Source organism: Methylophilus sp. UBA6697 (assembly GCF_002454655.1).
Lineage (GTDB): Bacteria > Pseudomonadota > Gammaproteobacteria > Burkholderiales > Methylophilaceae > Methylophilus.
Window position 1 is genome coordinate 32,523 of the sequence record NZ_DKJH01000021.1, and the last position, 23,067, is coordinate 55,589.

Annotated in this window: 22 protein-coding genes and 1 tRNA gene; 16 read left to right on the plus strand and 7 right to left on the minus strand. The window is 51.1% G+C overall.

The window, feature by feature from the left end:
* The first annotated feature begins 50 nt into the window (after positions 1-50).
* The 5 genes from B3355_RS06160 to B3355_RS06180 all read left to right on the plus strand — a co-directional run bounded on the left by B3355_RS06160 (position 51) and on the right by B3355_RS06180 (position 4,968).
* The gene (locus B3355_RS06160) at positions 51-1,991 is read left to right on the plus strand and encodes a ribonuclease catalytic domain-containing protein (protein ID WP_292781511.1); all 1,941 of its coding nucleotides are present in this window, start codon (positions 51-53) and stop codon (positions 1,989-1,991) included.
* Positions 1,991-2,782 carry a polyamine aminopropyltransferase gene (locus B3355_RS06165; RefSeq protein WP_292781514.1) on the plus strand — a complete coding sequence of 264 codons (792 nt, stop codon included), beginning with the start codon at positions 1,991-1,993 and terminating at the stop codon, positions 2,780-2,782. Before B3355_RS06160 ends, B3355_RS06165 begins: the two co-directional genes overlap by 1 nt.
* 4 nt (positions 2,783-2,786) lie before the next feature.
* Positions 2,787-3,953 carry a THUMP domain-containing class I SAM-dependent RNA methyltransferase gene (locus tag B3355_RS06170; RefSeq protein WP_292781517.1) on the plus strand — a complete coding sequence of 389 codons (1,167 nt, stop codon included), beginning with the start codon at positions 2,787-2,789 and terminating at the stop codon, positions 3,951-3,953.
* A 119-nt stretch (positions 3,954-4,072) separates the two neighbouring features.
* Positions 4,073-4,426: a nucleotide pyrophosphohydrolase gene (locus B3355_RS06175; protein ID WP_019882488.1), complete on the plus strand. Its 354-nt coding sequence runs from the start codon at positions 4,073-4,075 to the stop codon at positions 4,424-4,426.
* A 41-nt stretch (positions 4,427-4,467) separates the two neighbouring features.
* Positions 4,468-4,968 (plus strand): aminoacyl-tRNA deacylase, encoded by a 501-nt coding sequence (locus B3355_RS06180; protein ID WP_414683413.1) that lies wholly within the window; start codon positions 4,468-4,470, stop codon positions 4,966-4,968.
* Between the two features lie 20 nt (positions 4,969-4,988).
* Here B3355_RS06180 and B3355_RS06185 read toward each other — a convergent pair whose 3' ends face one another.
* A complete protein-coding gene (locus tag B3355_RS06185) occupies positions 4,989-5,726 on the minus strand; it encodes a nucleotide-binding protein (protein ID WP_292781522.1) in 738 nt (245 codons plus the stop codon).
* Between the two features lie 159 nt (positions 5,727-5,885).
* Positions 5,886-6,332 (minus strand): hypothetical protein, encoded by a 447-nt coding sequence (locus B3355_RS06190; RefSeq protein WP_292781525.1) that lies wholly within the window; start codon positions 6,330-6,332, stop codon positions 5,886-5,888.
* Positions 6,333-6,534: 202 nt separating this feature from the next.
* On the opposite strand from B3355_RS06190, the gene pabC reads away from it, so the two are divergent.
* The 8 genes from pabC to B3355_RS06230 all read left to right on the plus strand — a co-directional run bounded on the left by pabC (position 6,535) and on the right by B3355_RS06230 (position 12,481).
* Positions 6,535-7,374, plus strand: coding sequence for an aminodeoxychorismate lyase (gene pabC / locus B3355_RS06195; RefSeq protein ID WP_292781528.1), 840 nt, complete (start codon positions 6,535-6,537; stop codon positions 7,372-7,374).
* Positions 7,361-8,368 carry an endolytic transglycosylase MltG gene (gene mltG, locus B3355_RS06200; RefSeq protein ID WP_292781531.1) on the plus strand — a complete coding sequence of 336 codons (1,008 nt, stop codon included), beginning with the start codon at positions 7,361-7,363 and terminating at the stop codon, positions 8,366-8,368. Before pabC ends, mltG begins: the two co-directional genes overlap by 14 nt.
* A 40-nt stretch (positions 8,369-8,408) precedes the next feature.
* Positions 8,409-9,014 carry a dTMP kinase gene (gene tmk, locus B3355_RS06205; protein ID WP_292781534.1) on the plus strand — a complete coding sequence of 202 codons (606 nt, stop codon included), beginning with the start codon at positions 8,409-8,411 and terminating at the stop codon, positions 9,012-9,014.
* On the plus strand, positions 9,011-10,003 hold the full coding sequence (gene holB, locus B3355_RS06210; protein ID WP_292781537.1) for a DNA polymerase III subunit delta': 993 nt from the start codon (positions 9,011-9,013) through the stop codon (positions 10,001-10,003). The genes tmk and holB overlap by 4 nt, the downstream gene beginning before the upstream one ends.
* Positions 10,004-10,052: 49 nt before the next feature.
* The gene (locus B3355_RS06215) at positions 10,053-10,415 is read left to right on the plus strand and encodes a PilZ domain-containing protein (protein ID WP_019882477.1); all 363 of its coding nucleotides are present in this window, start codon (positions 10,053-10,055) and stop codon (positions 10,413-10,415) included.
* 41 nt (positions 10,416-10,456) lie between these two features.
* Positions 10,457-11,233, plus strand: a complete 777-nt coding sequence (locus B3355_RS06220; protein WP_029512376.1) for a TatD family hydrolase — start codon at positions 10,457-10,459, stop codon at positions 11,231-11,233.
* Positions 11,224-11,988: an MBL fold metallo-hydrolase gene (locus B3355_RS06225; RefSeq protein ID WP_292781544.1), complete on the plus strand. Its 765-nt coding sequence runs from the start codon at positions 11,224-11,226 to the stop codon at positions 11,986-11,988. Before B3355_RS06220 ends, B3355_RS06225 begins: the two co-directional genes overlap by 10 nt.
* 124 nt (positions 11,989-12,112) lie before the next feature.
* Positions 12,113-12,481, plus strand: a complete 369-nt coding sequence (locus B3355_RS06230) for a hypothetical protein (protein WP_414683411.1) — start codon at positions 12,113-12,115, stop codon at positions 12,479-12,481.
* 369 nt (positions 12,482-12,850) lie between these two features.
* Here B3355_RS06230 and B3355_RS06235 read toward each other — a convergent pair whose 3' ends face one another.
* The 3 genes from B3355_RS06235 to B3355_RS06245 all read right to left on the minus strand — a co-directional run bounded on the left by B3355_RS06235 (position 12,851) and on the right by B3355_RS06245 (position 18,500).
* The gene (locus B3355_RS06235) at positions 12,851-15,910 is read right to left on the minus strand and encodes an efflux RND transporter permease subunit (RefSeq protein ID WP_292781546.1); all 3,060 of its coding nucleotides are present in this window, start codon (positions 15,908-15,910) and stop codon (positions 12,851-12,853) included.
* 17 nt (positions 15,911-15,927) lie between these two features.
* Positions 15,928-17,046: an efflux RND transporter periplasmic adaptor subunit gene (locus B3355_RS06240; RefSeq protein WP_292781549.1), complete on the minus strand. Its 1,119-nt coding sequence runs from the start codon at positions 17,044-17,046 to the stop codon at positions 15,928-15,930.
* 131 nt (positions 17,047-17,177) lie between these two features.
* On the minus strand, positions 17,178-18,500 hold the full coding sequence (locus tag B3355_RS06245) for a TolC family protein (protein WP_292781552.1): 1,323 nt from the start codon (positions 18,498-18,500) through the stop codon (positions 17,178-17,180).
* Positions 18,501-18,631: 131 nt separating this feature from the next.
* Here B3355_RS06245 and B3355_RS06250 point away from each other — a divergent pair, with 131 nt between their 5' ends.
* The 3 genes from B3355_RS06250 (at position 18,632) to B3355_RS06260 (ending at position 21,697) form a co-directional block, all read left to right on the plus strand.
* Entirely contained in the window at positions 18,632-19,294 is a 663-nt protein-coding gene (locus tag B3355_RS06250; RefSeq protein WP_024931162.1) for a response regulator, read from the plus strand.
* Positions 19,291-20,628 carry an ATP-binding protein gene (locus tag B3355_RS06255; protein WP_292781556.1) on the plus strand — a complete coding sequence of 446 codons (1,338 nt, stop codon included), beginning with the start codon at positions 19,291-19,293 and terminating at the stop codon, positions 20,626-20,628. The genes B3355_RS06250 and B3355_RS06255 overlap by 4 nt, the downstream gene beginning before the upstream one ends.
* A 103-nt stretch (positions 20,629-20,731) precedes the next feature.
* Positions 20,732-21,697, plus strand: coding sequence for a PEP-CTERM sorting domain-containing protein (locus B3355_RS06260; protein ID WP_292781559.1), 966 nt, complete (start codon positions 20,732-20,734; stop codon positions 21,695-21,697).
* 470 nt (positions 21,698-22,167) lie between these two features.
* Here B3355_RS06260 and B3355_RS06265 read toward each other — a convergent pair whose 3' ends face one another.
* Together B3355_RS06265 and B3355_RS06270 are read right to left on the minus strand one after the other, a co-directional pair.
* Positions 22,168-22,359, minus strand: a complete 192-nt coding sequence (locus B3355_RS06265; RefSeq protein WP_292781562.1) for a hypothetical protein — start codon at positions 22,357-22,359, stop codon at positions 22,168-22,170.
* A gap of 610 nt (positions 22,360-22,969) precedes the next feature.
* Positions 22,970-23,054, minus strand: a tRNA-Leu gene (locus tag B3355_RS06270).
* Positions 23,055-23,067 lie beyond the last annotated feature (13 nt).

The window sequence follows — 23,067 nt, forward strand, 5'->3', positions numbered from 1 at the left end:
TAGCGTTTTAATACGCGCAAGTGTGATTTCCACACGTTTAATTTCCCCACATGAATGTTTTTTACGAAGAAGACGGTGGCTTTAAGGTCGCTTCCATCATGTCTGAGGCCGATAGCAGCATGCAAGTCGAGGCCAGCACCGGCAAACGCAGCAAAATTAAAACCGCCAATGTATTGATGCGGTTTGATGGCGGTTTGTCAGGCTTTCTCGAAGCGGCGCAGGCGGAGTCCGACACCCTGGATACCGACTTTTTATGGGAATGCTGTGGTGAGCCAGAGTTTGCTTTCGAGGACCTGGCGCAAGAATATTACGGTGGCAAACCGAGTCGCCAGCAAGCGGCAGCGATTGCGCTCAAGTTGCACGCAGCGCCGATGTATTTTTACCGCAAAGGCAAAGGCCGCTATAAAGCTGCGCCGGAAGATACTTTGAAAGCCGCCTTGGCTGGCCTGGAAAAGAAGCGTCAGCAAGCCGAATTCATGGCGCAGATGGTGGTGCAGCTCAAGGCACAAGCTTTGCCTGAAAGCTTTGCGACTAAATTGGATGCATTGTTATATGCGCCGGATAAAAACAGCCTGGAGTGGAAGGCGCTGGAGCAGGCAGCGGCTGAGCTAAAACAATTGCCAGTACAAGTCTTGCACGCAGCAGGCGCTATTACCTCAGTGCATGATTACCACCTCGGGGCATTTCTACGTGAGTATTTTGCCCATGGCACCGAGTTTCCGGCATTTTCGCTGGCAGACATACCTGATGAATTGCCATTGTCAGCCGTACAGGCATTTAGCATTGATGACAGCACCACGACAGAAATTGATGATGCCTTATCCGTGACACCGTTAAGCAATGGCAATACGCAAGTCGGGATTCATATTGCTGCGCCTGCATTGGGCGTGACGCCACATGAGGCCTTGGATAACGAGGTGATGAAGCGTTTGTCTACGGTCTATATGCCCGGGCACAAAATTACCATGTTGCCGGAAGTCGCAATTCGGCCATTCAGCCTGGATGCAGGTGAAACCAAGCCTGCCTTATCGCTGTATCTGGAAGTGGCGCCTGACTTTAGCATTGTGCACCAGCATAGCTGCCTGGAGCGCGTACAGATTGCAGAAAACTTGCGGCATGACACGTTGGAACCTTATTTCAATGAAACCACTTTAGCGCAAGATAGCGGTCATCCGCTGTGGTCGTCGCTGGTGTTTTTGTTCCATTTTGCCGAGAGCCTAGAAAAGGCGCGTGGCAAATATGACCCGACCCGGCCACAGCCGGTGGATTACAATTTTTACGTGACGGATGGCATCGTTGATATTGTGAATCGTCAGCGCGGCTCGCCCATGGATAAACTGGTCGCTGAGTTGATGATTGCGGCCAATAGCCAATGGGGCTTGTTGCTGGCCGAGCACGATGTGTCTGGCATTTACCGTGCGCAAAACGGCGGTAAAGTATATATGACCACCAAGGCCGAAGGTCACCAAGGGCTGGGCGTAGCACAATATGCCTGGTGTACCTCGCCTTTACGTCGTGCAGTGGATTTGATTAACCAGCGGCAATTGATCAGTGTATTGACCCTGCAAGCGCCGGTCTACGCAGCCAATGGCGATGAGATTGTCGGCCATATGCGTAATTTTGATCAAACCTACAATGCCTATAACGAGTTCCAGACGCGCATGGAGCGCTACTGGTGCCTGCAATACCTGATTCAGGAAGGCATCACTGAAATAGATGCCACGGTGTGGCGCGAAAATCTGGTGCGCCTGGAACGATTGCCTTATATGACCAAGGTACACAGTTTGCCGGCGACCAAGCCTGGCAGTAAAGTACGCTTGGCGATACAGAAAATAGATACTTTGCTCATGGAGCTGGAATGCAAGTTTCTGGGCGTGATCGAAGAGGTGAGTTCCGCTGCCGGTGATGACGTGGCTGCCAGTGACGAAGCAATTGCCCTTGAAGCAGCGGCCGCAGATGATGCCCAGCCTGACGTGACGGAAAGTGCATAATGTTTAAATTTAATCGCAAAATCCATAAGGCTGTGTCTGACTTTGAGATGGTAGAAGTCACCGAGACCGATGGCGTGCGCTCCATGCATCTGGGTTCGCCGACGATACAGAGCAGCATGAAGGTTAAAGACCCTTACGCGCTGGTGCTAGCTTATTCATGGGGCGTGCTGAGCAGCCTGTTATTCAAGCCGGGTAGCCGTCAATTGACCTTGGTCGGCCTGGGTGGTGGCTCCATTGCCAAATACGTGTGGCAATATTGCCCGCAGATTCAGCAAACCGTGATCGAACTCAATCCGCAGGTGATTCAGGTCGCACGCAGTCACTTTTTTGTGCCAGATGATGACGAGCGTTTGCAAATCATTGAGGGTGACGGCATTGCCCATATCCAGCAGCATCCCGGCGGATGTGACTGGCTGATGATGGATGCTTTTGGCAGCAATGGCTTGCCACCAGATTTTTGTACCCAGTCATTCTTTGATGACTGTGCAGACGCACTGACGCCAGATGGCTTGTTTACCATTAACCTGTGGGGTTCGGACAAAAAGTTTGATATCTATATGCAGCGCATGGAGCAAACCTTTGAGCAACGCGTACTCATGATGCCGACGGGCAAACCCGGCAATATCATTGTATTTGGTTTTAAATCCGCTTTAGCCATGCCAGACCTGGCTACCTTGCGCAAACGCGCGCAAGAGGCCATGCAAACCCACAATATCAATTTTCTCGACCTGATAGACCGCCTGCAAGGCGCGAATCCTAACAACGGTAAGGAGTTCACCCTCGGTGGCTAATTTCATGAATCAATACTTCGCAACCTGCCCACGTGGCCTGGAAGCTATTCTCCTCGATGAACTCAAGCAGGGTGGCGCGCGTGAGATCAAAGGCACCGAAGGCGGCGCCAGTTTTAGCGGCGAGCTTTCTGTCTGCTACCACGCCAACTTGCACTCACGCGTGGCGACACGCATTTTGATGCAGGTCGGGCGTGGTAAATACCTGACAGAAGACGATATTTACCAGGGCGCACTCAAAATCAACTGGCCGAACTGGTTTGATGTCAAACACAGCATGATGGTCAAAGTCACGGCGGTGCGCAGTCCGTTGAAGAGCCTGGAATTCATTACTTTGCGCGTCAAAGATGCTATTTGTGACCGCTTCCGTCAAAGTGTGGGTAGCCGTCCGAATATTGATACGCGTGAGCCCGGCGTGCGTGTGCATGTATACCTGACGGCTGACAGCTACCAGTTGTATGTTGATACTTCCGGTAATCCACTCTATCAGCGTGGCAACCGTAAAAACAGTATTGAAGCGCCATTGCGTGAAAACCTGGCGGCAGGTATTTTAAAGCTCACTGGCTGGCAACCTGGCCAGGCGCTACTGGACCCTATGTGTGGCAGCGGTACGTTTCTGCTTGAGGCCGTGATGATTGCGCTGAATATTGCACCAGGCTTGAACCGCAATTTTGGCTTTGAAAAACTCAAAAACTTTGAATCTGATACATTCAAGAAAGTGCGTAATGCAGCGGCCAAAGCCGTTAAACCGGTGAGTTTCCAAAGTATTTACGGTTCAGACATGGATTTGCGCGCGGTACGTGTGACCAAGCAGAATCTGGAAATGGCTGGCTGGCTGGACGCCGTGCAATTGTCGCACTGGGAATTTACCAAGGTTGCACCGCCAGCAGACAGCGGCGTGCTGGTGGCGAATCCGCCTTATGGGGTGCGTATCGGTGAAGATGACACACTGGCCGAGCTGTATCCGCAAATGGCGGCAGCGCTTAAGCAGAGGTTCTCAGGCTGGAATACCTATTTCCTGACCAATGACTTGCGTATGCCTAAGCTCATGCGTTTAAGTCCGAGCAAGAAAACGCTGCTGTATAACGGACCACTAGAATGCCGTTTGTTTGAGATTAAAATGGTGGCAGGCAGCAATCGGCGCGAAAAAAATAGCGGTGAAGAAAGTGTCTGATTTAAAGCCACAGAGATCACAGAGCGCACAGAGGAGAGTCCGTTTCCTCGCAGGCGTATCTCTGTGACCTCTGTGGCTATCAATTGCGTGACGCGGTTAGCGGATATGCTGGAGAAATGATGACTGATTCAATTGATGCATTGCGGGCACGTGTGAATGCCTTTGTAGAAGAGCGTGACTGGGCGCAGTTTCATTCCCCTAAAAACCTGGCCATGGCCATGATTGTAGAGGCGGCTGAGGTGGTTGAGCATTTTCAATGGATGACAGAGTCTGACAGTCGCCAACTGCATGCCGAAACCAAAGACAAGGTTGGGCAGGAACTGGCAGATACTTTTGTGTACCTGATGCGGATTGCCGAGGTGTGTGGCATTGATTTGATCGCCGCCACCAATGCCAAGATTGCGCTAAATGCGCAGAAATACCCAGCCGATAAATGCAAGGGCAGCAACGCAAAATACACTGAATATCAATAAATTATATTCATTTATTAAAGNNTATTGATTAATTGAGGAGTTTGTTCGTGACGACGCATCTAACCTCGCCGGTGATTGATTTGCTAGTCCAGCAGCAGATTCAATTTGAAGTGATTGAAATTCCCCTGAGTGACGATCAGAAACCGATCCGCCAGCTGGAGGAATTACTTTCCGCCCAAGGATTAGATCCGCAGTCTGTGGTACGCAGCGTGGTGTTCAAGGGGGAAAACAGTGGTTTTTGCCTGCTGGCAGTGGCTGGCGGCGGCCGTGCAGACTGGGCGTTATTGCGCGCCCACTTGGGTGAGCGCAAATGCCGCATGGCGGAATATGACGAAGTGCCGGAAGCGACCGGCTATGTGGTCGGTGCAGTGCCGCCGATTGCTTTGCCTGAGGGCTTTACGGTATTGGTTGATGACAGTGTCGCCAACTATGACACCGTGGTGATAGGCAGTGGCGTACTGGGCTACGCACTGGCATTGCGTACCGCAGACTTGCTGCAGTGCCTCAGTGGCAAAGCACGCGGTCATTTTGTCAAAGCGTAACTGAGTTTGGGCACACGCTGTTAATGTGTGCTGCCGTTCACGTCTGCGATCAGGCGTTCAAACTTGATTTTATCGCTACCGCGAATAATCCATTTCTTTAAACCTTTGTTCCAGCTGGCCCCGGCTTGTTTAATAGCGTCTTTATGCTTATGCGTATTGCCAGTCAGTGCATAGGCCTTGCCGTGTGGCTCCAGTCCTAAGTGTTGATCTGTTGCCGTGTGATCATGTGATATTGCATGCTTTATTTCATGGTTAGTGCTTGAGTCCACCGCTGTTGAGGCGTTCACGGTGGCATCTTGAAACGATTTAAGCTCTATCAGCTTGGCACGGATTTGCATGCAGACCGGGTTGGTGGCGGCCAGCCAGTTTTGGTCGTGCCGGTTGGCTTCATATTGCCCGGGCAGTATGCCCATCAGGTCAGTCGGTAGCCGTAAATCAGCGACATGGTCAGGGGTGATAAAGAAACAGCGTTCAACGCCCAGGCGGCCGATAAACAGGCCTAGCTCAAAAATCACATTGTCACGTACCACCGGATTTTGCTGCCCGCGCATAATCGTCAGGTCATCCGGGCTAAATACAAATACGCCAAAATCCGAGTTGCGCAGGGCGTTGATCAGGCTGTAGATGGTAGAGCCTGAAATCTGGAACACGCCATTGCTCCACACCGTGCATTCGGCATCGCGGGTTAAATTGGCGTGTATGGCATTGGCAATATCCAGACCCTCGCGTGAAGAGCCTATAAAGATTTTTGGTTTCATCGCATCACTCCTTCAATTGTTGATTTATTATCATTTATTAACAATTGTATATGCGACGTTGCATGGTTGCCACAAAAATAAAAAAGCCCGGAAAGCCGGGCATTTTTATAGAGATCTCTGACAGGCGTTGGCGCCGTCTGAATACTGATCTGCCGGTGTTTATCCGCCAAAAATCGTATTTAAGGAGTTATTTTTACTGCTCTCGACCATGACCGACGCTTTACCAGGACTTTCGCTGATGGTGCTTACCCAGTCCTGGCTCATGCTCTCCAGGTCACTACTCGAAGATGTACCTGGTAAGCTGGTCAAGCCCGTACTATCGTCATTCGACTCATCGCCATTGCCAAAGATTAGCGATGCATTACTCAGCTGATATTGGCGCAACTGCTGCATTAAGCCTTTTGCGGTATAGGTTTCAGGTGCTGTGTCGGTGCTGCCTAGTGTCACTTGCGCACTGGCCGAGGCGTTTGTGCTGCTGTCACTGTTGGTGGTGCTTTCTTTGGCAAGCGTACTGACGGCATCGCCGCTGCTCGCTGCGTTGGTCTCGGTGTTGTAGGCCTTGTTTAGCAGGGCTGAGACATTGCTTTGAATATTGGAAACTGACATCGCCATGCCTCGTCAAAAAGAATACAGATACATTACTGCTAATCTTGTTAACGGCATCACCACAATAAACTTTAAAAAATCCTTTATTTCAGCGTTTAGGCCGTTGTTCGTGGCTGGTTTTTCGTCAGATAGCGCGTCAGTTAGCGTCGATTTATGGTATGGTTTCAGCCTTGTTCGACATCACTCTTTTCTCTGGCATCACATGAGCTCAGTCCGCTATTGCGTCAACGGTAAATTGGTATCTGGCATTGCGCCAACCAACCGCGGCTTTGCTTATGGTGATGGCATTTTCCGCACCATGCGCCTGCTGGGCGGCGAATTACAGGACTGGCCGCTACACTATCAGACGCTGGTGGCCGATTGCAGCAAAATCCAGATTGTATGCCCCTCAGCCGAGTTGCTGATGCAGGAATTCAGGCACTTGATGGCCTCTGCTGACGGCGAAGAGTTATCAAACGGGATTGTGAAGGTTATGATTACACGCGGTGACGGTGCGCGTGGTTACGCGCCGCCCGCCATCTGTGAGCCGACACGGGTATTTATACACAGTGCGCTACCAGTATATGCGCCTGAAATCTATACGACGGGCGTGGCTTTATATACCTGCCAGACGCGATTGGCCTCCCAGCCCTTGCTGGCTGGTATCAAGCACCTGAATCGCCTGGAAAATGTGCTGGCACGTGCGGAACTCAAAGACCCACGCTTTTTTGATGGCGTGCTGCGTGATTACAAAGACCAGGTGATTGAGGCCGTCAGCGGCAATCTGTTTATCAGCAAAGACGGTCTGGTGATGACCCCGGCACTGGATCAGTGTGGCGTGTCAGGCGTGATGCGACAAAAAATCCTCGACTGGTATAAAACGCACGGCCAGGTGGTGGTCTCGACCAACTTGTTTATGGAAAACCTGCTGGCAGCCGATGCTGTGGTGGTAGCCAATAGCGTCTATGGCGTATTACAGGTGACGCAGATTGACGACCAGGTGATTGCCAGCAATGATTGGGCCAAAGAATTAAGAGCGCATTTAAACTATGTTGTTCATTAAGCAGTGTGTGAAATACGGTGTTGCCGCCTTGGTGCTCGCGGTTCTGGCACTGGCAGTCTGGATGGTGATTTTCATGATTCGACCATTACCCATGGCATCAGAAACCATAGGCTTGCAGATTCCGGCCGGGGCCAGTGTGCGCGGCATTGCCGATCAACTGGTTGCCGCAGGTGTGCTGACTGAACCCTATAGCTTTCTGCTGACGGTGAAGGTGACAGGCAGTGGTGGTCAATTGCAGGCCGGTGATTACGCGTTGAATACGCCATTGCAGGTGATGTCGCTCATAGATATCCTCAAGCACGGCACGTTTGATCAATTTAAACTGCAATTGATTGAAGGTAAAACGTTTGCCGACTTCAGGCAAAAACTGGCACAGATGCCAGGCATCCGCCATGACACCGTGATGTTGTCTGATAGCGAGTTGATGCAGCAAATCAGCGGGCAAGCCATGCACCCGGAAGGCTGGTTTTTTCCGGATACTTATTTTCTGGACGCGCAGAGCAGTGATGCCGACCTTTACAAGCGGGCTTACCAGAAAATGGCGCAGCATTTGTCGGCGGCCTGGGAGGCACGTGAGACTGGCTTGCCTTACCGCTCCATGTATGAGGCGCTGGTGATGGCATCCATCGTCGAAAAAGAAACCGGGGTGGAAGAAGAGCGGCCGCAAATTGCCGGTGTGTTTATTAACCGCCTGCGTAAAGGCATGCGATTGCAGACTGACCCCACGGTGATTTATGGCATGGGTACGCGCTACCGGGGCAATATCACTAAAAAAGACTTGCTGACGGATACGCCTTACAACACGTATACGCGCAGTGGTTTGCCGCCGACGCCGATTGCTTTGCCAGGGCTGGCCTCGATACAAGCGGCCTTGCATCCGGCCAAAACCAATGCTTTGTATTTTGTAGCAAACGGCCAGGGCAGGCATGTGTTTACCAGTTCGCTGGACGCACACAATCAGGCGGTGCGCGCCTACCAATTAAAGAAACACTAAACAATATGCACCAAGATATACATACGGGGAATCTTGAATAATGGCGGGCTTGTTTATCACGCTGGAAGGAATGGATGGTGCCGGTAAGAGCACGCATATTCCGACGATTTTACAAATGCTGGCCAGTCGCGGCCGCGAAGTGGTTTCTACACGTGAACCTGGCGGTACCCTATTAGGGGAAGAATTGCGCGAAATCCTGTTGCATAGAGAGATGCATGTGGAAACCGAGTCTTTGTTGATGTTTGCTGCGCGTGCCGAGCATTTGCAGCAAGTCATTCTGCCAGCATTACAGCGCGGTGCGATTGTGGTGTCAGACCGTTTCACCGATGCGTCTTATGCCTATCAGTGCGGTGCACGCGGCCTGCCTTTGCAAAAAATGCAGCAATTAGAACAATGGGTGCAGGGTGATTTGCAGCCCGATGCCACCCTGTTGTTTGATGTGCCGGTTGAGGTGAGTTTGCAGCGCCTGGCCGGGGCTCGGACGCCAGACAAATTTGAAGCGCAAGGCGCTGAATTTTTTGCCAGATTGCGCGCGCAATACCTGGCCAGGGCGGCCGAATTTCCGCAGCGTTTTCATGTCATAGATGCGCATCGCTCACTTGAAGAAGTGAAGAAGTCAGTTGAAGAAATTATTTCATCTTTATGATTAATAAGCTTTATCCTTGGCAAAACTCCCTGTTCTCGCATTGGATGCAAGCGGGGGAGACGCGTCACCATGCCTTATTGCTGCATGGTAAAACCGGTATTGGTAAACTGCATTTTGCGCAGACGATGGCGGCGGCTTTGCTGTGTTTACGACCACAACAGGGCTTTGCCTGTGGCGAATGTGAGTCCTGTCATTGGCTATCTGAAGGCGCGCATCCTGATTTCAGGGAGATCACGCCTGAAGATGACGATGCTGCTGATAGTGGCAAGAAAAAGACCCGCAAACGACAGCAAATCCTCATAGACCAGATTCGCGCCTTGCATGACTATTTGTCGCTGACCTCCCATCGCGTCGATGGTATTCGAGTGGTGTTGATTCACCCCCTGGAGGCGATGAATGTAGCGGCCTCTAACGCTTTACTTAAACTATTGGAAGAGCCGCCGCAGCGCACGCAGTTTTTACTGGTCTCGCATCAGCGTCAGGCCTTGTTGCCGACTATTTTAAGCCGGTGTATGCAGGTGGAAATGCCGGTGCCGAGCCGCGAGCAGGGCTTGCAGTGGTTACAAGCCCAGTCTGTGCCGAATCCTGAATGGATCTGGCATTACAGCGGTGGTGCACCAACGACGATCCAACAGGATGAGTTTGACTGGCATGCCTGGTACCAGCAACTCCGCCCGCACCTGGTAGGCGGCGCGACCATCGATATTGCCGCAGCTGTGCCGGTGCTGATCAAGCAGGGCATGGAGCAGGCGATCCAGGTGTTACAGAAATGGCTGCTGGATGTCTGGCTCTCCAGCCACCAGCAACCCTTGCGTTATCATCCGAGTGAGGCTGCGCCATTGCAGGCATTGGCGGGTGCGGTCAATATGTCACGCTTACTGGCGTTTCAACAACAGCTAAATCGTTTTAAAATGACAGCACAGCATCCACTCAATCAGGAGTTACAGCTGGAGCAGTTATTATTGCAATACAAAAAAATGTTTGCTTAAGGCCAGTTTGTTTGATGGTGATTAAGGTAAACATTCTGGAGCCTGGGCTATGACAGATACACTACCACCAGCCGCCGCAAAACCCGGGGTTTTGTCGCTGGCGATTCGCGAAAAAGCAGCCTTGTTTGCTGCTTACATGCCTTTTGTCAAAGGCGGCGGTTTGTTTATTCCGACCAGCAAGCCTTTTAAAATGGGCGAAGAGGTTTTTATGCTGCTGACCTTGCTCAATGATCCGAATAAGCTCAAAGTCGTCGGTAAAGTGATCTGGATTACGCCGCAGGCAGCCAATAACAAGCCGCAGGGCATCGGTATCCAGTTTACTGATAAAGATGGTGGTGCTGAGGCGAAGAAACGCATAGAAACGATTCTTGGCGCTGCGCTTAAATCCAGCCGTCCTTCAAATACGATATAGCGCCTATTGAATCGCGCTGAATTTAGTCTTGGTTGAAAAACATGTTAGTTGATTCGCATTGCCACCTTAACTTCCCTGAACTGGTCCAGAATATGGACCAGGTGCTTGATAGCATGCGCAGCCATCAGGTTGGCCATGCCTTGTGTGTGTCAGTGACGCTGGACAAGTTTCCCGAAGTGCTGGCAATTGCCGAGCAGTATCCCAATATTTACGCCTCAGTCGGCGTACATCCGGATTACGAGGATATCCAGGAACCCACAGTAGACGGCCTGGTCCGCTTGGCTGATCATGACCGTGTGGTTGCCATTGGCGAAACCGGCCTGGATTATTTCCGCCTGACTGGTGACCTGGAGTGGCAACGTGAGCGTTTCCGTACCCATATCCGCGCCGCCAAAGCCACCGGTAAACCGCTGATTATCCATACCCGCAATGCTGCCGAAGATACTTTGCGCATCATGCAGGAAGAGGGCGCAGCAGAGGTGGGCGGTGTCATGCATTGTTTTACCGAAAGCTGGGAAGTGGCACAGGCTGCGATCGCCATGGGCTTTTATATCTCGTTTTCGGGTATTGTCACATTTAAAAATGCGCAGGCCCTCAAAGAGGTGGCGCAAAAAGTGCCGTTAGACAGAGTACTGGTCGAGACCGATTCTCCCTACCTCGCGCCTATCCCTTTCCGTGGCAAAACCAACCAGCCGGCGTATGTGCGCCATGTGGCTGAGGAAGTCGCCCGTTTGCGTGATGTGCCATTACAGCAGGTCATTGATACGACGACGGTTAATTTTTTCACCTTATTCAAACACGCGCAGCCATGCAATTAACCATTCTAGGCGTAGGCTCCAGCGCGGGGACGCCTGCCGTCGGCTGTACGTGTGCGACGTGTACCTCAACAGATGCCCGCAATAAACGTACGCGTTGCTCCAGCATGGTCACGCTGGATGATGGCCGCGTCATCCTGATCGACACCTCACCGGATTTACGCCAACAAGCGTTGCGGGAAAACATGCACCGCGTGGATGCAGTGCTATATACCCACACACATGCGGACCATCTGCATGGCATTGACGACCTGCGCGCGTTTTGCCAGATCAACCGCTGCCAGATCCCGCTGTATAGCTACCCGGAGTCGATCGCACATATACAGGAAAAATTTGGCTATACCTTACGTGATCCTATTCCACAATATTGGGATTTGCCTGTGTTAGCGGCACATGTGGTCGACGCGCCGTTTGAAGCAGCCGGACAGACGATTACGCCTATCCCGGTCATGCATGGCAAGATTCGCATTTACGCCTACCGGATTGCTAACCTGGTGTATATGACCGATGTGTCGGAGATTCCGGAAAGCTCTTATGCATTGTTGCAGGGTGTGGACGTTTTGCTCATTGATTGCTTGCGCGAGAATCCGCATCCGACCCATGTCAGTGTCGAGCAATCGCTGGCACTGATCGCGCGTATAGGGGCCAAGCGTAATGTATTAATACACATGACGCACGAGCTGGAGTACCAGGCTTTACAGGCGCGTGTGCCAGCCAATGTGCAAGTGGGTTATGACGGCATGAAGCTTGATTTTTAATGCCTGCGCTCATGGTGTGATATGCCGCCAGCGCACGACAACGGTCAACCGATATCGATGATAAAGCGTTATACTTACACAAAAAATAATTTGCTATTTTGATTTTGGATAACAGGAATTAAACATGAAGTTATACGCAAGAATTTCAGCGGTAATGGTTGCCACCTCATTACTGTTTGCAGCCACGGCCGTCTTTGCTGGCAAAACCTATGATGAAAACGAATTTATCAGCGGTTTTAGCGGCAAATCAAAAAAACTGGTCATAGAAAAGCTGGGGCAGCCGTTTAAAAAGCAGCAATCAGTCAAGCCAAGCAATGCCAATAATATGATAGGCAATATGGGCAAACAACAAGATAACTCCAAGCCAGTGCAGGTTGAAATGTGGTACTACAAAAACCTGGTGAAATATGATGACAAAAACACTTATAAAGAAACTGAAGTGACTTTTGTCAATGACCGCGTAATGAATATCGGTTTTTTCAATAACCGTTAATTTGGCCTTGTGTTAAAAAAGCTGTGTAGTGATACACAGCTTTTTTTTGTGCCTTGTTTTCATTTTGATGACTTTTCGTTTCCACAAAAACTGTGGATAACACGGTGGATTGCATCTTGGTAAAAACGATAAGTTTATGATTCTATGCGTTTTTAGCCAAGTGTGCGTTTTTTGAACTTCGAGCAGGGACGCGGCTCGCAATGGGTGTTTTGCCCATTTTGTCAACGCAGTGCGCATGTTTTTTCTAGGGCTGCCAGGGCACACGCTGAAAGCCGACAACCCTGGCAGTCGCTGCCATTTTACTGTCGGCTATTCAGGTGCTTGGTGCCATGATGCGTGTTGCCTGATCACAAAACAGTGCGCTTGAAGCTAGTGTGAGTGTTCTCCCGGGTGAAATATCAAAATCAGTGCAGGCAGTAACACCAGATTGACGACCATCGCCGCCAGCAAGCCACAAAATACCACCACCGCTAAAGGGTGCTCGATTTCATATCCTGACACCGGGCCTTTAAAAATGATAGGCAATAAGGCCATGGTCGTTGCCAGGGTGGTCATGCTGATGGCACGGAAACGGTCTGACACTGCGTTGAGTAATAAACGCGGCGTGGTGATACCGTCAGTCAGCCGCAGTTGCTGATAACGTGAAATCAGTAAAATACCATTGCGTGCGGCAATGCCCATGACGGCGATCAGGCCGATCATGGCGCCTAGTGACATGACGCCGCCAATGAACCAAATACCGATCAAGCCACCAGCGACTGCGACCGGTAACACGGCGAACAATAGCGCGGTGAGGCGCATGGATTTCAGGCTCATCCATATCAGCAAAAAGACCACCAGCAAGGCTAATAAGGTGTATATCACTAATGTCAGGCTGGCCGTTTTTTGCTCGGTATATTCCCCCATGAATTTGACGTAATTGCCCTCGGGCAGCTTGAGTCGGTTGATGCGGGCCTCAACTTCTTTCGCCACGCTACCGATATCGTTGCCTGCGACGTTGGCTGAAATGTCAATTTTTCTGGAAGCCCCTTCGCGTTTAATCTCATTCGGCGTGGCTTGCACATAGACTTCTGCCACATCGGCCAGGGTGATGACGGCACCGGCCGGGCTCTGGATGGCTATTTGCCGCAGCGCCTGCACGCTATCTTGTGCCGGGCTATCACCGATCAGGCGTACATTAAAGCGAGCCTGGCCAACCGTCACTTCGCCCTGTACCTGTCCTTGCGTCATCAAGGCGAGCGCTTGCTTGATCTCTGCTTCAGTCACGCCATAATGATCTGCGGCGGTGTTTTTGAGGCGGACATGAATGCGCGGAATCAGGACTTGGGATTCCACCTTGAGGTCGGTCAGGCCATTAATATCGGCGATGGTTTGCCGGATATGCTCAGCCTCTTCACGCAGGCTATCCAGGTCATCACCAAACAGCCGAATGACAATGCTGGCACTGTTGCCCGACATCACCTCCTTGGTGCGTTCTTTCAGGTAAGTTTGTACATCGGTAAAAATGCCACTGTAACCGGCAATCGCCTGGTTAATTTTCTGCATGGTGTCGGCATAGTTGACCGTTGGCGAGATGCTGACCCAAAGCTCGCCAAAGTTAGGGCCAACCACTTCATCGGCAACTTCCGCGCGCCCAATGTGCGCCCCCAGGTTGCGTACGCCATCAATCTGCATCAGTTCATGGCTGGCGCGTAAACTCATGGTTTTCATCTCGGTAATCGAGGTGCCGGGGCGCGCCACAAAGTGCATCAGGAAATCGGTTTCTTTAAAGGCTGGCAGAAACTCTGTGCCTAAAAATGGCAGGGTAGCCAGCATGCCAAACAAAAACAGGCAGGCGCTGGCAAGCACCGTTTTGGGTTTCGCTAAACGACTGGCCAGCCATTGCTCCACCCGGTGCGGCAAACGTAATGCGTGCTCCGTTTGCGGTGGCGTCTGCTTTAAAAAACAATAGGCCAGTACCGGTGTCACGATCAGTGCGACTAGTAATGAGGCAGAAATAGCCAGTAAATAGCCATAGGCCAGTGGTTTGAAAAATGCACCAGCGACGCCCTGTAAAAAGAACACCGGAATAAAGACTGACATCACAATCAGTGTGGCATAAATCACCGAGCCACGGACTTCATAGGACGCCTGCGCAATCACTTTGATCAGGGGCTTGGGTTGCAGTTGTTGCTGATTTAGCGCCATGGCCCGCAGGATATTTTCCAGATCGATAATTGAGTCATCCACCACCTCGCCCAGGGCAATCACCAGCCCGGCCAGCACCATGGTGTTGATGCTGACATTGAGCCAGGTCAGTAGCAGCATAGCGGTGACTAACGATAGGGGGATGGCCACCAGGCTAATGATGGCTGCCCTTGGTTTGCGCAAGAATAGGAATAAAATGATGGCTACCAGGCCAATGCCAAGCACCAATGCCTGGTTCAGGTGATGCAGTGCCTGTTCAATAAACGTGGCGGGTCTGAAGATGGCGGCATCGACATTGACGCCATGTAGTGCGGGTGTTAACTCAGCTAGCGCTTGATCTATTTGCCGTGTCACGCTCAGTGTATTGGCATCAGGGTGTTTTTCTACAATCAGCAGCAAGCCATCGCCCTGGTTAATCACGGCATCGCCAATCGGTAATGCATGTGCCCAGTCCACGTCGGCAACCTGGCCCAGTTTGACCGGGATGCCATTGCTCAGTCCGACGGTCATTTGCAGGTAATCTTCTTTATCTAGCGTTGGCCTGTCGTATGCCACGGCCAACCGTTGCTGTGCAGTATCCAGGTAGCCGCCACTGTCCGGGCGGATGGCTGAGGCCAGACGCTGGCTGACCTGCGTCGCAGTGAGTTGGTGCTGCGCCAGTTTGACCGGATTAAAACGTACATGCAATTCCTGGTCACGCAAGCCCCAAATGGCCACATTGGCAACGCCAGGAATGGCCATCAGGCGCGGGCGCACGGTCCATAAGGCTTTGGTGCTGAGTTCGGCGATGTTGTATTGCGTACTGCTCAAGCCAATTTTCAATACGCGTGACATGGAGGATAAAGGGGACAGCATGACCGGCGGTTTGACGATGGCAGGCAAGCGTTGCGCAGCCAGCAGCAGCCTTTCCTGTACCGCCTGCCTGGCTTCGGCCAGCGAAGTACCTTGTTCAAACAGCATGACGACGGAGGATAAGCCGAGCACCGATTTTGAGCGCAAGGTTTTCATATGTGGAATGCCATTCATGGCATGCTCAATCGGGATAGAAACCAGTTGCTCAGTCTCAACACTGGAAAGCCCCGGTGCCTCGGTCTGGATTTCGACTTTGACAGGCGCAAATTCTGGAAACACATCCATAGGCGTATTGGGGATGGTTTTAAAGCCTGCCAGCATCAGCAGCACAGCTAGCACAATAACCAGGTAGCGCGCCTGGATGGCGCGCATGGTGAATCTTTTTAACATAGTGTATCCCGTTGTATTTAGTGGGTATAACCGGTTTCTACGGCAAACAGTTCCTGTGCGCCCTGCGTGACGACCGCCTTGCCGACCAGGCGTTGATCAGCCAATGAACAGCCTTGTTTGCCGGACTGGGTGACAAACACCAGTTGGCGGGCAAAGTGTGTTTCATCCTGCTGCACGTATAACCAGGTGTTGCCATTCATATCGACAATGGTGGACGAGCAAGGCACGCTGAGGCGTGTTTGTGCCTGTCCACGTTGTGGAATCTGCACGGTCAGTCGCTGCATGGGCACAATGTCACCTTGAGATTGCAGCGTATATAGCAGCTTGCGGGTCCCGGTCAGCGGGTCTGCTTCTTGCGGGCTGACCACCGGTTTCAGTGCATAGTCAGCAGATACTCCGGCGCTACCCGCCAGCCACGCCTCTGCATTGAGGTTTAACTGGCCTGCTTGCGCATAGGGGACATAGGCGGTGACCAACAAACGTCCGGGTTGCACAATGTCGACCAGTTTGGCACCGGCAACCAGCAGCTGGCCGGCGCTGAAGTAAATGTTGCTGATGATGCCATCATTGGCCGCCTTAATATGATAGGTACCCGCCGAGCCTTGCTCTACCGCTTGTTTTAACAGGTCGCGCTTTTGTGTGGCAGTGCGCAGACTAGTCTCTGCCATCGCGACATTCGCCTGTGCGTCATCTACAGCCCTCTGGCTGCCGACATGCTGTTGCCAGAGTTGCCGGGTACGACCCAGGGTTAACAGATGTGCCGACAATTGTTTATCTGCAGCCTGCAATTGCCCTTCTGCATCTGCCAGGCTGGTCATCAGGCCTAAGCGGGTTTCCGGGGTCACTACCGGGTTGATCGTCAACAAAATTTGCCCGGCTTTCACTTGGCTGCCGACCTGTAAATGCTTGCCTGGCGTAAAAGTTACATAGCCATTCATGGGGGTGCTGTAAGCTGCCAGGGCTTCGGGAGCCAAGCTGGCTTGTGCCGGGTAGTTGCGTGTGCCGGTCTGGCGTGACACGGTGGCTTGCGTGGTCGTCAGCCCCAGTTTTTTAATGGCTTCTGCCGACAGGGTGACCTGGTTTAACTGGCTTTCAGCGATCGTGGTCTGTTGAGGCTTGCCTGTGTCAGCGGCCATGACTGGGCTGACTGCGCCAGCATCCAGGAACGCCGTCAGTATGAGCAGGGGAAGGATCTTATGTCTGTGTAATAAGTGTCTGTGAAGCAAGCGCTGAGTAATCTGCATGAAGAATGACTTTCTATAGGGAATCAGGGGCGTGTGGCGGCATGGCTGGTACTGCGCATCAAGTCTGACCAGTTGCTGATCAGGTCGGCCTTTAATTGTGTTTCGCGCAATTGCAGGCTGATAAAGCGTTTACTGCTTTCCAGCACATTTAAATAGGCAATCTCGCCATCGCGGTAGGCACTTTCTGCATACTGTATGGTTTGCCGCACATTAGGTTGTAGTTGCGTATGCAATTGCTGCCACTCCTGGCAATCGCGCTGGTACTTCAGGTGCGCTGTGTTGATTTCCAGTGACGCTTTGAGTTTGACCGCCTCGGCATCTTGCTGGGCCTTTGCAAGTTCGGCATCGGCGCGCTGGATTTGGCCCTGGTTCTGGTTGAATAACGGCAAGTTCATGCGGATGGCCGGGGCAAGCACATGGCCATTGGTTTGGCCGCTGGTTGCATCTGCAATGACTGATGGGCCTAACCAGTTGAATTTGCTTAGGCTGTGCTTTTCTTTGGCCGCGGCCATCGTTGCTTCTGCGGCGAGGATGTCAGGGCGGCTACTCAGTGCCACGCTTTTAAGCTGCGCAATATCGACGGCCGAACAGGCTGGTATCAATTGCTCGCTGAGGGATAATGTCTTGTGTCCATCCATCCAGCCCAGCATATGCATGAGCTGGGTCTGTGCCAGTTGCGCATCCATATCGGCCAGTTGCAAATCCCTGGCCGCAAGCAGAGCTTCGTTTTGCGCCAGCAAGGTTTCTTGTGCGCTGATATCGCCTAATTGTTCACGTGTGTTGGTCAGGCTGGCGATGGTCTGGTTGAGTTGCAGTCCCTGCTTTAAGCGCTCGCGTTTTTCTGCTGCAATGACGGCCTGGGCATAGGCCACGCGGGTATCTCGAATCAGGGTAAAGCCGGATTGCATCAATTGGTACTGCGTGGCTTGTGCCTGCGCCTGGGCTTGCTTGATACGCATGGGGCGCAACAACAAGGCTTCAATCGGGAACTCGATTGCGTAACGATATGGTTTGTTGGCGGCGCTAAAGGCATAAAAAAGTGATGGGTTAGCGATCTGGTTGGCTTGTTGTACATCCGCATTTGACAGTTCCAGATCACTGAGCTGCGACTTGAAGGCCGGATTCTGTTTAAGTGCCAACAGCACGGCATCATACTCAGATAAGATCGTTGCGTTGCTTTCTTGTACGTTGCTTTCTTGTATTTGGGCACGCTTGGTTTGCAGCGTTGGATCTACGGCGACGATGCTGTCGACCAATTGTGCTGGCTTTACTGTCTGCGGCGTTTGGCAGGCAGTCAGTAGCAATGCGATACTCATGCTTGCTGCTTGCTTGAACTGATTGGGCATGGATAAATCCCTGTGAATGATGACAGGGTTGCATCTTGCCTGCGGTTTCTTAAGGCAAACTTAAGCCATTTTTTAAGAATCCCTTAAGCTAGCTTGGTTAGAATGGCAGTATTCAAAGAGAGGATGAGCCGTTGAAGTTATTGCTGGTAGAAGACGACCGCATGATCGCAGAAAGCCTGCAGCAGGCCATGCGGGCGCATGCGATTTACTGGGCGCCAGATGCTTTTCAGGCTGAAGCGGCATTGGCCGGTGAAACGTTTGATGCCATGTTGCTTGATCTTGGCCTGCCTGGAAAGTCAGGCATGGCCTTGTTGTCCGCTTTAAGAAAAGCAGGCAATGCACTGCCCGTGATCATTATTACTGCAAGGGATGCGATTGAACACCGCATTCAAGGCCTGGATGCTGGGGCTGATGATTATGTATTAAAGCCTTTTTCTGTCGAAGAGATTGAGGCCCGGTTACGCGCGATTTTCAGGCGTAAAGAGGAGCGGCACTCCAACCAGATACGGGTTAATGATGTGGTGCTGGATATTGCCAGTTATACCTTAACCATGGGCGATATCAGTCAGCGGCTTTCTAGCAAGACTTTTGCCATCATGCACGCGCTCATGTCACAGCCAGGAATGATTTTTTCAAAAACACAACTGGAAGAAAAACTGTATGGCTGGGGCGGAGAGGTCGACAGCAATGCCGTCGAAGTGCATGTGCATACCATACGCAAAAAATTTGGCGCAGAGATTATTCAAACCGTTCGTGGCATAGGCTACGCATTCCCTGGGCAAAAAACACCATGATGCGGTCCATTAGGGTCGAGCTGGCCGTCTACCTGTCGATTGCCATCGTGTGCATTATCGGTTTGCTGTCCTTTTTATCTTACCAGTCAACGGCGGACGAACTGGGCGAGCTTTATGATGCCAATTTACAGCATTTGGCCGAGACCATCATAGGCAGTGACCAACTAGCAAGCCTTGCGACGCGTTACGACCCAGCAAAACACAGTATTCCATCCAAAATGCGTGGCGAGCAGGATTATCTGATTCAACTACAGCAACAGGGGAAGGTGATTTACCAGTCGCACCAGCGTGCGTTTGATGTCGATACGGTACGGGTAGGGTTGTCCACGCAATGGGCAAATCAAAAGCGTTGGCAGGTATTTGTTGCCAAGCGTGGCGACACTATCTGTGTGGTCGCGCAGGACTTTAAACTACGGCAACGTACCATCCGCGAAGTGGCTATCCACCTGATTATCCCGCAGTTGCTGATCGTGCCGTTTCTGATTTTGGGTGCGTTGCTGGTGATACGAAAAACCTTTAAACCATTGCTGGCGCTATCGTCTGAAATTGATATTAGACGCGCGGATCAACTGACGCCGCTTACCATCGCCCAGCCGCCTGATGAGCTGAAGCCGATTATTCAGGCGCTGAATGGCTGGATGCAAAGAGTGAGTAATGCCATTGCCATGCAGAAACGCTTCACCGGTGATGCAGCACATGAGCTCAGGACGCCGGTGACGGCGCTTAAGTTGCAAATCAGTGCCATGCAGCATGGCGATAAAGCTGAGTTAGATCATTGCCTGCAGCAAGCGCAGGGTGGAGTTGCGCGTATGGAGCGCCTGGTACACCAGTTGCTCACGCTGGCGAAAGTGGATCCTGATGCCAGACAACAAGAAATGCAATCTGTGCATTTAAATCCTTTGGTGATCAAAGTATTGAATGATTTAGGTCCGTTATATCGCAAGAAACAACTGGATATTGGCTTCACGCGCGCCGACGAGGTGACCATGATGGGGCTGCCAGATGAAATTGAAGTCCTGCTCAATAATATTATCGTCAATGCGATTCACTACACGCCTGTACATGGCGTGATTAATCTGTCACTCACGGCCTTAGCGGATGGATTGCGATTTGAAGTAGAAGATAGTGGCCCAGGCATTGATCCGGATGCACTGGAAAAAGTATTTGATCGCTTTTATCGCGTAGAGCAATCCGAGATCACAGGCTCTGGCTTGGGCCTGGCAATCGTAAAGGAAATAGCTTTAAAGCATCAGGCTAGCGTTCGCCTCGAGAATAAACCATCCCAGAGCGGATTAATTGTCATCTTTGAATACCGGGTGCATTCATCACAATAAGACATTAAATCTCCTTTAATTGATAAAAAATGTAAACATAAAGACAAACAAATGTTAATATTTGTATTGACGTTTGTTTTTATTTTTGTTTAGGAGAGTATTGATGATGAAGCATTCCCTGATTACCACCGCCATTTTATTCGCTTTTAGCCACGCGGCATCTGCTGCGCCAGTCGCTGTCAGCGCAGATGCCGCAGACGGCTATGGCATGTACCTGGATTTAAGCGCCCAGGTGACAGCAAAAGCCAATCTATTTCCAATCGGCTCTATCACCGTAGGCCAGGCAACCGTGGGCATTACAACACCGGTGGCGCTGGGCGATATCAGTGTCGCAAGCGCAGGCACGCCAATCCCAACGCAAACAAATTCAACCCTGAATCTAGGCTTGACCACGAGTGGCGCTGGCAATGGTGTGTTATCTAGCTTGAACCCGATTTTGGCACTGCTGATGCCAACACAAGCGGGGTCTGCCACTTTTTCAGGTTCTGGGGCCTATCTTGAAAACAATCCTGTGCCTGGGTCAAATAGTGCCATCGGTACTGGGAGCGTAGAGAATCTGGATCTTCATGTGTCTAGCGCATTGGCGCTGAAAGCGGATTTAATCAGTTCAATATCCACCGTCACGGTGAATGAAAGCACTGGCTTGTTCACGGCAAACGGGGATAGCACTTTTACGGGCGCCAGTCTGAGCATTCTGGGGCATTCGATTGACCTGGCGGCGGCAGCCTCGGGGGGCGTTGATTTGGACCTGGGGCCGCTGGGGCATGCTTCCATCTGGGCCAATGAAAGTAAATACTGGGCAGATGGCGTGCTTGCCAGCAGTTGCAGTGCGGCCACATTTAGTTGCGCGGTGCAAACCAATGCCTTGAGCATCACGCTGGATGATATCGGTATCAACTCATTAGGCCTGTTAGGGACTGCGAGTCTTTCAGCCACCACCGATTTGTGCATTACGGTTGGGCATTCCTATGCGTCGCTGACAGTGACTCCGGTGCCAGAGGCTTCTTCATCTTTAATGATGATGCTCGGTTTAGGGGCGCTCATGGCACTTTCACGTCGCCGCGTGTAATTGACCTGATATAACCTGGTGATATAAAAAGCCCCCTAAATTCAGGGGGCTTTTTGTTTTACCTGATATGTGAAGCACCAGGTGTTGGCTGTCAGCATTCAAGCGCTTATAAGCGCTTTTAATGACACGATCGTTGATTAGCCGTGGTCGTGGTTGCTTGGCTGGCAACTGCCGCATGGCGGTGGAGGCGGTGGTGTGCATGGGCTAGGTGCTGGTATGCATCCACCGTGATATCCAGGGTTGTACCATGAGATAGGGCCGTAATTGAGGCCGGGTTGATTGAAGTAACTAAAGACGCTGCCCATGATAAAAGGGCTATAGGCATAGCCTGGAAAAAATTGTGATCCGCCTGAAACCGTTTGTGTTTCAGATTGGGAAAGTTGATTGATGGCCATATTCTACCTTTCAAAAGTTAATATTCATTCGATCTGGCTTGCCAAATCATGCTTCAGACGTCAGTCTCAGTAACGTTAAAGTGATGGGCTTGGTGTGGGGGTATACCCTGGGTGATACCAGGAAATCGGGCGGTAATCGAGACCGGGTTGGTTGAAATAACTAAAGACGCTACCCGTAATATAAGGGCCGGATGCATAACCTGGAAAAAACTCGGAGCCGCCAGAAGTGCTTTGTGTTTCAGATTGGGAAAGTTGATTAATCGCCATATTAGATCTCTTTAAAAGTTAACATGAATTCAATCTGCTGGCAGTGGTGCTTGTTTCTCACTGACTGCCATTGCTGAGAGAATTACCTTTAAACGTCATTTTTACGCTCAGTTGAAACGCGTGGATGTCTGACGCACTACACTTCGTTACTTAATGGATGAAGTGTTAATTAATGTTAATTATAAACTTAAATTAAAACAAGTTAATTTTTAAGTGCTATTCACATTTAAGGTGATTACGACATGGCAAAGAGATATCAGTTTGATCAGCGTTGAGTAACGCTGAGACTTTTCATTAGGACGGTGTGATGATTTACGCGCGAAGCAGGGATACAAAAGAAATGTTGCTGAGAATGCTGCAGACAAGCGTTGGACAAGGATGGCTAAGCCATGGTTGTCACAAAACGACAAGCATTGCTAAGTACTATTTAAAAGCTAAGGAGGGGGCGTAACGTTGTTGCCGAAGAGCCTTAAAGTTTAATCTGACGCAAACATGAAAGATGTTAAACTGTGGCCATGGTGATTCAGAACGAAGCAAAAGCAATTATTCAAAAACGCAAAAAATTGAGTGCTTGGGAATCTGTATTTGGCGCAGCTTGTAAGCTGCTTGATGGTGCCCAGAAGAGGACTCGAACCTCCACGTCGTTAAACACTAGTACCTGAAACTAGCGCGTCTACCAATTTCGCCATCTGGGCTAAAGAAGCTGTG

Bases quoted from the DNA above. Each gene is read 5' to 3' on its own strand.
- tmk (WP_292781534.1), top strand. From the start codon at position 8,409: ATGGCGGGCTTGTTTATCACGCTGGAAGGAATGGATGGTGCCGGTAAG.
- B3355_RS06165 (WP_292781514.1), top strand. From the start codon at position 1,991: ATGTTTAAATTTAATCGCAAAATCCATAAGGCTGTGTCTGACTTTGAG.
- B3355_RS06230 (WP_414683411.1), top strand. From the start codon at position 12,113: ATGAAGTTATACGCAAGAATTTCAGCGGTAATGGTTGCCACCTCATTA.
- B3355_RS06255 (WP_292781556.1), top strand. From the start codon at position 19,291: ATGATGCGGTCCATTAGGGTCGAGCTGGCCGTCTACCTGTCGATTGCC.
- B3355_RS06185 (WP_292781522.1), bottom strand. From the start codon at position 5,726: ATGAAACCAAAAATCTTTATAGGCTCTTCACGCGAGGGTCTGGATATT.
- B3355_RS06245 (WP_292781552.1), bottom strand. From the start codon at position 18,500: ATGCCCAATCAGTTCAAGCAAGCAGCAAGCATGAGTATCGCATTGCTA.
- pabC (WP_292781528.1), top strand. From the start codon at position 6,535: ATGAGCTCAGTCCGCTATTGCGTCAACGGTAAATTGGTATCTGGCATT.
- B3355_RS06160 (WP_292781511.1), top strand. From the start codon at position 51: ATGAATGTTTTTTACGAAGAAGACGGTGGCTTTAAGGTCGCTTCCATC.
- B3355_RS06190 (WP_292781525.1), bottom strand. From the start codon at position 6,332: ATGTCAGTTTCCAATATTCAAAGCAATGTCTCAGCCCTGCTAAACAAG.
- holB (WP_292781537.1), top strand. From the start codon at position 9,011: ATGATTAATAAGCTTTATCCTTGGCAAAACTCCCTGTTCTCGCATTGG.
- B3355_RS06175 (WP_019882488.1), top strand. From the start codon at position 4,073: ATGACTGATTCAATTGATGCATTGCGGGCACGTGTGAATGCCTTTGTA.
- B3355_RS06260 (WP_292781559.1), top strand. From the start codon at position 20,732: ATGATGAAGCATTCCCTGATTACCACCGCCATTTTATTCGCTTTTAGC.
- B3355_RS06240 (WP_292781549.1), bottom strand. From the start codon at position 17,046: ATGGCCGCTGACACAGGCAAGCCTCAACAGACCACGATCGCTGAAAGC.
- B3355_RS06265 (WP_292781562.1), bottom strand. From the start codon at position 22,359: ATGGCGATTAATCAACTTTCCCAATCTGAAACACAAAGCACTTCTGGC.
- B3355_RS06170 (WP_292781517.1), top strand. From the start codon at position 2,787: ATGAATCAATACTTCGCAACCTGCCCACGTGGCCTGGAAGCTATTCTC.
- B3355_RS06225 (WP_292781544.1), top strand. From the start codon at position 11,224: ATGCAATTAACCATTCTAGGCGTAGGCTCCAGCGCGGGGACGCCTGCC.
- mltG (WP_292781531.1), top strand. From the start codon at position 7,361: ATGTTGTTCATTAAGCAGTGTGTGAAATACGGTGTTGCCGCCTTGGTG.
- B3355_RS06235 (WP_292781546.1), bottom strand. From the start codon at position 15,910: ATGTTAAAAAGATTCACCATGCGCGCCATCCAGGCGCGCTACCTGGTT.
- B3355_RS06220 (WP_029512376.1), top strand. From the start codon at position 10,457: ATGTTAGTTGATTCGCATTGCCACCTTAACTTCCCTGAACTGGTCCAG.
- B3355_RS06215 (WP_019882477.1), top strand. From the start codon at position 10,053: ATGACAGATACACTACCACCAGCCGCCGCAAAACCCGGGGTTTTGTCG.